Origin of the sequence: Rhizobacter sp., from assembly GCF_031412075.1 — a bacterium.
Lineage (GTDB): Bacteria > Pseudomonadota > Gammaproteobacteria > Burkholderiales > Burkholderiaceae_C > Rhizobacter.
The window spans coordinates 1-8,377 of the sequence record NZ_JANOCG010000492.1 but is presented as its reverse complement, the minus strand read 5'-3'; the positions used below and the strand labels follow the sequence as shown (position 1 = coordinate 8,377).

At 66.5% G+C, this 8,377-nt stretch carries 11 protein-coding genes; 8 read left to right on the top strand and 3 right to left on the bottom strand.

The features are described 5' to 3' along the window. From RMO40_RS18305 to RMO40_RS18275, 7 genes are all read left to right on the top strand, one after another. Positions 1-417: type 2 periplasmic-binding domain-containing protein (locus tag RMO40_RS18305; RefSeq protein ID WP_489660193.1), on the top strand; the 417-nt coding region annotated here is incomplete at its 5' end. Positions 418-437: 20 nt separating this feature from the next. Beyond that, positions 438-1,412 carry a sulfonate ABC transporter substrate-binding protein gene (locus RMO40_RS18300; RefSeq protein WP_309724451.1) on the top strand — a complete coding sequence of 325 codons (975 nt, stop codon included), beginning with the start codon at positions 438-440 and terminating at the stop codon, positions 1,410-1,412. A 25-nt stretch (positions 1,413-1,437) separates the two neighbouring features. Continuing rightward, on the top strand, positions 1,438-2,640 hold the full coding sequence (ssuD, locus tag RMO40_RS18295; RefSeq protein WP_309724449.1) for an FMNH2-dependent alkanesulfonate monooxygenase: 1,203 nt from the start codon (positions 1,438-1,440) through the stop codon (positions 2,638-2,640). An 11-nt stretch (positions 2,641-2,651) separates the two neighbouring features. After that, positions 2,652-3,473 carry an aliphatic sulfonate ABC transporter permease SsuC gene (ssuC, locus tag RMO40_RS18290; RefSeq protein WP_309724448.1) on the top strand — a complete coding sequence of 274 codons (822 nt, stop codon included), beginning with the start codon at positions 2,652-2,654 and terminating at the stop codon, positions 3,471-3,473. Between the two features lie 11 nt (positions 3,474-3,484). Beyond that, positions 3,485-4,366 (top strand): ATP-binding cassette domain-containing protein, encoded by an 882-nt coding sequence (locus RMO40_RS18285; RefSeq protein ID WP_309724446.1) that lies wholly within the window; start codon positions 3,485-3,487, stop codon positions 4,364-4,366. Positions 4,367-4,402: 36 nt separating this feature from the next. Then, entirely contained in the window at positions 4,403-4,621 is a 219-nt protein-coding gene (locus tag RMO40_RS18280; RefSeq protein WP_309724445.1) for a TOBE domain-containing protein, read from the top strand. Between the two features lie 20 nt (positions 4,622-4,641). Then, the gene (locus RMO40_RS18275) at positions 4,642-5,214 is read left to right on the top strand and encodes an alpha/beta hydrolase (RefSeq protein ID WP_309724444.1); all 573 of its coding nucleotides are present in this window, start codon (positions 4,642-4,644) and stop codon (positions 5,212-5,214) included. Positions 5,215-5,218: 4 nt separating this feature from the next. Here the strand turns inward: RMO40_RS18275 and RMO40_RS18270 are convergent, their stop codons facing one another. Together RMO40_RS18270 and RMO40_RS18265 are read right to left on the bottom strand one after the other, a co-directional pair. After that, positions 5,219-6,178, bottom strand: coding sequence for an SDR family oxidoreductase (locus RMO40_RS18270; protein WP_309724443.1), 960 nt, complete (start codon positions 6,176-6,178; stop codon positions 5,219-5,221). Between the two features lie 62 nt (positions 6,179-6,240). After that, positions 6,241-7,326: an MBL fold metallo-hydrolase gene (locus RMO40_RS18265; RefSeq protein ID WP_309724442.1), complete on the bottom strand. Its 1,086-nt coding sequence runs from the start codon at positions 7,324-7,326 to the stop codon at positions 6,241-6,243. A gap of 123 nt (positions 7,327-7,449) precedes the next feature. On the opposite strand from RMO40_RS18265, the gene RMO40_RS18260 reads away from it, so the two are divergent. Next, positions 7,450-8,073: a WHG domain-containing protein gene (locus RMO40_RS18260; protein WP_309724441.1), complete on the top strand. Its 624-nt coding sequence runs from the start codon at positions 7,450-7,452 to the stop codon at positions 8,071-8,073. Between the two features lie 52 nt (positions 8,074-8,125). Here RMO40_RS18260 and RMO40_RS18255 read toward each other — a convergent pair. Then, a partial coding sequence (locus RMO40_RS18255) for an OmpA family protein (RefSeq protein WP_309724440.1) occupies positions 8,126-8,377 on the bottom strand: 252 nt, incomplete at its 5' end.

Sequence of the window (8,377 nt, the reverse complement as noted above, 5' to 3'; positions counted from 1 at the left end):
GCCTGGGTGATCTGGGACCCGTTCCTCGCCGCCGCCGAGAAGCAACTCTCGGCACGTGTGCTCGCGGACGGCACGGGCCTCGTGAGCAACCACCAGTTCTACCTGGCCTCGCGTGCTTATGCCGACAAGAACCCGCAGGTGATCAAAGTCATCGTCGAAGAGCTGGCCAGGCTCGACGCGTGGGCCGACAAGAACTCAGGCGAAGTGGCCAAGTTCCTCGCGCCGCAAATCGGGCTCGATGTGTCGATTGCCGAGCTGGCCGCACGCCGCTTTGCCTATGGCATCCGACCCATCTCGCCCCAAGTGGCGGCCGAGCAGCAAAAGATCGCCGATGTCTTCTTCGACCTGAAGCTGATCCCCAAGGCCGTGCGCGTTTCCGACGCACTCCCGGGCGGCGCAAGCACCGCACAGCGCTGAAGTCACCAACAGGAGCCGCCATGACACAGCCCACCTCGATCTCTCGCCGCGCCGCACTCGTGCTCGCCACCACGAGCGTGTTGTGGAATGCCGCTCGGCCCGCCCACGCACAAGTGGCCAAGCCGCCCGCCGAGTTGCGCATCGCCTTTCAGAAAGGCTCGGTGAATCTCGCGCTGCTCAAGCTGCGCGGTAGCTTGGAGCAGCGGCTGCCCGGCACCTCGGTGAAGTGGGTCGAGTTCCCCGCGGGCCCGCAGTTGTTGGAAGCTTTGGCGGTCGGCAGCGTCGACCTCGGCGCGACCGGTGACACGCCGCCGGTGTTTGCACAGGCGGCAGGCAAAGAGCTGCTCTACGTGGGCGCTGAGCCGCCGAAGCCCGACGCATCGGCTGTGCTGGTGCGCGCTGATTCACCGATTCGCAGCCTGGCCGAGTTGAAGGGCAAGCGTGTCGCCTTGCAAAAAGGCTCCAGCTCGCACTACTTCTTGTTGACGGTGCTGGAGCGCGCGCAGCTGGCCTGGGGCGATATCCAGCCTCACTACCTGCCGCCCGCCGATGCACGCGCCGCCTTCGAGCGCGGTGCGATCGACGCCTGGGTGATCTGGGACCCGTACTACGCCGCCGCCGAGCTGGCCAGCAACGCGCGCGTGCTCACCACCAGCCGGGGCTTCACCAACAACAACAGCGTGTACCTCGCCGCACCGGCGTTCGCGCAGCGCCACCCCGACACCCTGCAGCGCGTGTTCGACGCGCTCACCGAAACTGACCACTGGGCGCGCGCCAACCGCAAGGACGCGGCGCAACGTTATGCCGATTTCAGCGGCCTCACGCTGGCCACCGCCTACCGGCTGCTGGAGCGCCGCCCGCCCTCGCCGGTGGGGCCGATCACGCCGCAGATCGTGGCCGATCAGCAAAAGGTGGCCGACGCCTTTGCGCGCCTGCAGCTCATCCCGCGCCCGATCCGCGTCGCCGACGTGGCCTGGCAAGCCAGCACCCCTTGAGTCTTCTTTTCACCTGCGCATACCCATGAAAATCCTCTGGTTCATCCCCACCCATGGCGACAGCCGTTACCTCGGCACCACGCACGGCGCGCGCTCCACCGACCTGGCGTATTTCAAACAGGTGGCAGTGGCCGCCGACACATTGGGCTACGAAGGTGTGCTGCTGCCCACCGGCCGCTCTTGCGAAGACCCGTGGGTGGTCGCGGCGAGCTTGATCGGCGTGACCGAGCGGCTCAAGTTCCTGGTGGCATTGCGCCCCGGCTTGCTGACGCCGGCCGTGGCCGCGCGCATGGCCGCCACCTTCGACCGTTTGTCGCACGGCCGCCTGCTCATCAACCTGGTGACCGGTGGCGACAGCGAAGAGCTGGCCGGTGACGGCTTTGCTCTCGACCACGGGGCGCGCTACGAAGTGTCAGACGACTTCATGCACATCTGGCGTGAGCTGCTCTCGCGCAGCCACGACGGCGAGACGCTCGACCACGAGGGCCGCCACCTCAAGGTGCAGGGCGGCAAGCTCTTGTACCCGCCGGTGCAGCGCCCGTACCCGCCGACCTTCTTTGGCGGCTCGTCGGAAGCGGCGCACGAGCTGGCCGCCGCGCAGCTCGACACCTACCTCACCTGGGGCGAGCCGCCAGCGGCCGTGGCGGCCAAGGTGGCCGACATCCGCGCGCGCGCTGCCAAGCACGGGCGCACGCTGGAGTTCGGCATCCGCCTTCATGTGATCGTGCGCGAGACCGAAGAAGAAGCGTGGGACGCCGCCGCCTCGCTGGTGTCTCACCTCGATGAAGCCACTGTCGCCGCAGCGCAGGCCAAGTTCAGCCGCATGGACTCGGTGGGCCAGCGCCGCATGGCCGAGCTGCACGGCGGGCGCTTCAACAAGGCCAACATCCGCGAAGGGCTGGAGGTCTCGCCCAACCTGTGGGCCGGTGTGGGCCTGGTGCGGGGTGGTGCCGGCACGGCCCTGGTGGGCAACCCGCAGCAGGTGGCGGACCGCATCAAGGAATACGCGGCGCTCGGGCTCGAGTACTTCATTTTGTCGGGCTACCCGCACCTCGAAGAGGCTTACCGTTTTGCCGAGCTGGTGTTCCCGCTGCTGCCGATCGCCTTGCGCGACAAGCTCTCGCAGCGGGTGCTGACCGGGCCGTTTGGCGAGGTGGTGGCCAACACCTACGTGCCGCGCGACGTCTCCAAAGACACCACCGCTGCACGCGCGGTGTCGTCCAGCTGAGGGGGCGACACATGGCAAGCTTTTCATCGACCAGCGCACGGGCCTCGCTCGCCGCGCTCACACCCTGGGCCTTGCCCATCGTGCTGATCAGCGTGTGGGAGCTGTCGGCGCGGCTGGGTTGGTTGTCGACCCGCGTGTTGCCCGAGCCACTGGCGGTGCTCACCGCGCTGTGGAAGCTCATGGCCTCGGGCGAGCTGTGGCAGCACGTGAGCGTGAGCGCAGGGCGTGCCTTCACCGGCCTGGCCGTGGGCGGTGGGTTGGGCTTGGCGCTCGGCCTGCTGAACGGCACCTTTCGCCGCGCCGAGACGCTGCTCGACACCACGCTGCAGATGGTGCGCAACATCCCTGCGCTGGCCTTGATCCCGCTCGTGATCCTGTGGTTCGGCATCGACGAGTCGGCCAAGCTCTTCTTGGTGGCAGTCGGTGTGTTTTTCCCGATCTACCTGAACACCTTCCACGGCATCCGCTCGGTCGACCCCAACCTGATCGAGATGGCACGCAGCTACGGTGTGACCGGCTGGGCCTTGTACCGACAGGTCATCTTGCCGGGCGCGCTGCCGAGCATCCTGGTCGGTTTGCGGTTTTCGCTGGGCCTGATGTGGGTGCTGCTGATCGTGGCCGAGACCGTATCGGCACAGGCCGGCATCGGCTACATGACGATGAATGCCCGCGAGTTCTTGCAGACTGATGTGGTGGTGGTCGGCATCTTGTTGTACGCGCTGCTCGGCAAGGCGGCCGACAGTGCCGCCAAGGGGCTGGAGCGCTGGTGGTTGCGCTGGCACCCCGGTTATGCCAACTCACAAACTTCCGCCGCTGTAGTGGCGGCCGGATGACGAAGGCTCACATGAACGCAGTCACTGAACTTGATGTCTTTGCGCATGCGGTGGGTGCTGCGCCCCGCGCTTGGGCGCCCAGCATCGTCACGCCACGCACCAGCCACGCTTCGCCTGGTTTGCCGATCCGCCTGCGTGGCCTCTCCAAGTCATTTGGCCAACGCGAGGTGCTCAAGGGCATTGACCTCGACATCGCGCCCGGCGAGTTTGTGGCGCTGGTGGGGCGCAGCGGTTGCGGCAAGAGCACCTTGCTGCGCCTGGTCGCGGGTCTGGAGCCGGCAAGCGGTGGCAGCCTTCAATTGGGCGATGCGCCAGCCCGCGCCGCACACCCCAACGTGCGCATCATGTTTCAAGACGCGCGCCTGCTGCCCTGGAAACGCGTGCTCGACAACGTGGCCCTGGGCCTGCAAGGGCCCGATGGCCTGGCGCGTGCCCGCGAGGCGCTGGCCCAGGTCGGCTTGGCCGAGCGCGCCAATGAGTGGCCGGCCGTGCTCTCGGGTGGGCAGCGGCAGCGTGTGGCCTTGGCCCGCGCGCTGGTGCACCGACCGCGTTTGCTGCTGCTCGACGAGCCGCTGGGCGCACTCGACGCGCTGACCCGCATCGAGATGCATGCGCTGATCGAGCGCCTGTGGTTGCAGCACGGTTTCACCGCACTGCTGGTCACGCACGACGTGGCCGAGGCGGTGGCTGTGGCCGACCGCGTGCTGTTGATCGAAGACCAGCGCGTGGCCTTTGACGAGCGTGTGCCTTTGGCGCGGCCCCGCTCGCGTGGCCATGCCGCGTTTGCTGCTTTTGAAGACCGTGTGCTGCAACGGGTGCTGTCGCAACCTGTGGAGCCCGCGGCGCTGATCCCGCAACCCCAACGTGCCAGTGCATTGCGCTGGGCCATCTGAAAACAGAAAACAGAGAACAGAGAAAAGGAACTCACCATGACGATTCAAGCCATCAATGTGCGCAACCAGTTTCGCGGCAAGATCAAAGAGGTGATCGAAGGGCCGGTCGTGTCCGAGGTCGATGTCGAAACGCCTTCGGGCCTGATCGTCACCTCGGTGATCACCACCCGCTCGGTGAAGGAGCTTGGCTTGGTGCCCGGCAAAGACGTGGTGGCGCTGGTGAAGTCGACCGAGGTGTCGATCGCGACGCTGTGAACAAGCCCTCGCAGTCGCGCGTGAGGCTGCTCATCGTGCCGGGCCTCCACAACAGCGGGCCGACGCATTGGCAAAGCTGGTTGCAAGCGCGTTACCCCGGTGCGCTGCGGGTGGAGCAGCGCGACTGGCGCGAGCCCGCCATCGACGAATGGGCTGAGCGCATCGACGAGACCCTGGCCGCAGCCGGCCCCGGGCCGTGGCTGGTGGCCGCGCACAGCTTTGGCTGCCTGGCGCTGGCGCGTCACCTGCAAACACACGCGGCGACGAACCTGCGCGCCGCCTTGTTGGTGGCGCCCGCCGACCCGGAGCGTTTTGGTCTGGAATACAGCCTGCCGGCGGGGCCCTTGCCGCTGCGATGCACCTGGGTGGCGAGCAGCAACGACCCGTGGATGGCGTTTGAGCGCAGCCACGCCTGGGCGCAGCGTTGGGGTTGCCGCTGGATGAATCTAGGTGAGGCGGGGCACATCAATGTGGAGGCGGGTTTTGGCCCGCTCCCGCTGGCCTCGCGCTGGGTCGAGGCTGAAACCCAGCGGCTGGAAAAAGACCGGCGCTTCGAGCGCGCCGATCTGAGCGAATGGTCGTTCGCGGTCTGACCATCTACCCCTTCGCCGTTTTCCCGCCGTCGATCACCATCTGTGCGCCGGTCATGTACGGAAACTCGTCGCTGGCCAGCGCGAGCGCAAAGTTCGCCACTTCCTCGGGGGTTCCCATGCGCTCCAGTCCGGGCACGTTCGACTTGGCCCACTGCTTGGCACCAATGGCCCACACGGCATCGGGGGCGTCCATCATTCCGGCCAGGCGCCGCACGAAGTCGGTGTCGACCGTTCCAGGCAACAGCGCATTGACGCGGATGTTGTGGCCGGCGTAATCCAACGCAGCGCCCTTCACCAGCCCGAGCAGGGCGCTCTTGCTGGCGCTGTAGGCCGAACGTGCAGGGTGGCTGCTCAGCGCCGCGATCGATGACGTGACCAGTACAACACCGCCACCACCGGCCATCAGATGGGGCAACTCGTACTTCATGGCCAGGAACACGCCACGCACATTGGTGTTGTTCACCAGGTCCCACTCGGTCGAGCTGAACTCGTGCAGCGGTTTTTCGATCGAGATGCCGGCATTGTTGAAGGCGACATCAAGCCGGCCGTAGCGCTTGACCACGCTGTCGACGAACGCCTTGACCTGGTCTTCTTGAAGCACGTCGGCGCGCACATAGAACGCGTCGCCGCCGGCCGCCTTGATCTCATCGGCCACCTGCATGCCCAGCTTTTCACGCCGGCCGCAGAAGCCCACACGCCCACCCTCGGCAGCGAATGCCTTGACGGCTGCACGCCCGATGCCCGAAGTTCCGCCCGTCACGAGCACCACTTTGCCTTCGAAGCGGCGTGCGCCAACTCGCTTGGGGCTTGCAGGCGGCTTCGCTTCGCTCGCCAGTGCCACGCCGCCAGCCAGACCTGCCGCCATGCTGGCTGCGGCGCCGATGGCTGCAGAGCCGATCATCCACCGGCGGCTCAGGCCGGCCGCGTTCTTGGCCGGTGTGGTGTCTTCAATGGGCAGTGTCATGTTGAATCCTTTCAGTGAAATGAATGCAGGCTCGCGCCTGCGCATGGAATGACCGGCAGGTGTCAGTCGGGATCTCGAGTGGCCAACAATCGGGTCTCCCCGATCGACATGACCCAGAGCGCCTCGTCGGCATAGCCGTTCGCGCGGCCCGCTGCGCGGAACCGCAGCGGCGGCTCGAACGGTGGCTCGGTGGACAGCACGATGCTTCCCCAGTGCATGCCGACCAGCACGCGTGCCCCCATGTCGCGCGCCAGCTGAACGGCTTGCTCGGGGTTGGTATGAACATCGGCCATCAGGTTGTGCGGCTCGTAGGCGCCGATCGGGACGAGTGCCACGTCGACCGGCCCGATGGTCTGGCGCAGTTGCTTGAAGAGGGTGTCGTGGTAAGCGGTGTCTCCGGCGAAGTACACCCGCTTGAGCGGCGACTCGAAGACATAGCCTGACCAGAGCGTCTCGTCGCGGTCGAACATCCCGCGAGACGAAAAATGCACGGCGGGAACGCTGGTGACCTTGAGCCCATTCATCGCCAACGAGTCACCCCATCGCAGCTCGGTGATGTCGGAGAAGCCGCTGGCCCGGAGCAGGGCGCCGAGCCCTGACGGAACGATCACCCTCACTTTCTCCTTGCCCGGCAGCTGGCGGATCGTTCGCAGGTCGAGGTGGTCGTAGTGGTTGTGAGAGATGACCAGCACATCGACAGGTGGCAGCTTGTCGACGGTGATGGCCGGCCCTGCGTAGCGGCGCGGGCCGGCCCAGCTGACGGGCGACGCACGTTCACCGAGGAACGGGTCGACCAGGATGGTCTGGCCGCCCAGACGGATCAGAAATGCCGCATGGCCCAACCACGTCAATGAGTCTTGGGTGCGATGCGCTTCCAGCCTGTGCAGCGCATCGTTGAGAGGCAGTACATGCCCCGCCGGAACAGGCGGGCTCAGTTCTTCGGCTTTGGCGCCGAAGGAAGCCCACCACCAAAGCGACATGCCATCGCGCCAGGTGTTGACGACGCTCGGGCTTGCGGCAGGGTTGCCGAAGCGCCCGTCGACCTGCCGAGTGGCGAGAGCCTGCTCCGGTTTCGCTGGGTCTGGCGATGGCGGCAGCGGCGCCGCGGCACAGGCCGTATGCCCCAGCGCAGCCAGCGAGACGATCAAGCCTCGCAGGCTGCCGAGAAGCGATTGAATGTTGGCGTGTTTCATTCGGCTCACCTAATCTTTACAATGCTCAGATGAAGTGTAGATCATCATTTGAACACTGTAAAGATAAAGGGTGAGTCCGTGACCCAACGCAAGACAACCGGCAGCGCCAGCCACCCGGATCGTTATCACCATGGTGACCTCAGGGCAGCGCTCATCCGCGCGGCGGATGACATCCTGGCCGAGCACGGCCTGGAGGGCTTCAGCCTGCGCGAAGCGGCCCGGCGTGCGGGGGTCTCGCCGGCAGCGCCGACCCATCACTTCGGCGGCTCGGCAGGGCTGCTCTCCGAGGTGGCCGCGCTCGGCTTCGAGGCGCTGGCGCAGCACATGCAAGTGGGTGTCGACGCGCTCCCGTCACGGCGCTTGCGGATGCAGGGCGTCGGATACCTGCGCTTTGCACTGGCCCACCCCGGGCGGTTTCAGCTCATGTTCCGAAAAGACCTGGTGAGCGAGGACCACGCCGGCCTGCAGGAGGCAGGTTCGCGCGCACTGGCGCAACTCGAAGACACCATCCGCGCGATGCGGGCCATTCCTGCGGGCCGGCCGCTGGATGCCTCAGCCCGCGCCGTGCTCCTGGCCGCCTGGTCAATGGTTCACGGCTTTGCCCACCTCGCGCTCGATGGGAAGCTCGCGCACCTGCATGCAGACACTCCAGCCGAAGAACTGTTGACCGAGATGCTGCTGAGCCAGTGGCCCGACCCCTGACCCCCCGGTGCAGAGAGCGATGGGTCGAGGTGGCAGCGCGATGGTGTTGCTGCTACTGCGTGTTTGTCACGATCGTGACGCGGCGGTTCTCCGGCGCGGCCGGCACCTTGCGGTTGAGCAGGTCGGTGTCGCCCTTGCCCTCGGCCTTCAGGCGCTCGGCAGCGATGTTGTGCGACGACACCAGGTAGGCGCGCACGCTCTCGGCGCGCTGCTGTGAGAGCACGCGGTTGGCTTCAGCCACGCCGCGCGGGTCGGCGTGGCCTTCCACGTTGAAGCTGTACTCGGCCAGGCGGTCGTTCTTGAG

Coding starts and splice junctions, on each gene's coding strand:
- RMO40_RS18285 (WP_309724446.1), top strand. CDS start 3,485: ATGAACGCAGTCACTGAACTTGATGTCTTTGCGCATGCGGTGGGTGCT.
- ssuC (WP_309724448.1), top strand. CDS start 2,652: ATGGCAAGCTTTTCATCGACCAGCGCACGGGCCTCGCTCGCCGCGCTC.
- RMO40_RS18270 (WP_309724443.1), bottom strand. CDS start 6,178: ATGACACTGCCCATTGAAGACACCACACCGGCCAAGAACGCGGCCGGC.
- RMO40_RS18280 (WP_309724445.1), top strand. CDS start 4,403: ATGACGATTCAAGCCATCAATGTGCGCAACCAGTTTCGCGGCAAGATC.
- RMO40_RS18300 (WP_309724451.1), top strand. CDS start 438: ATGACACAGCCCACCTCGATCTCTCGCCGCGCCGCACTCGTGCTCGCC.
- ssuD (WP_309724449.1), top strand. CDS start 1,438: ATGAAAATCCTCTGGTTCATCCCCACCCATGGCGACAGCCGTTACCTC.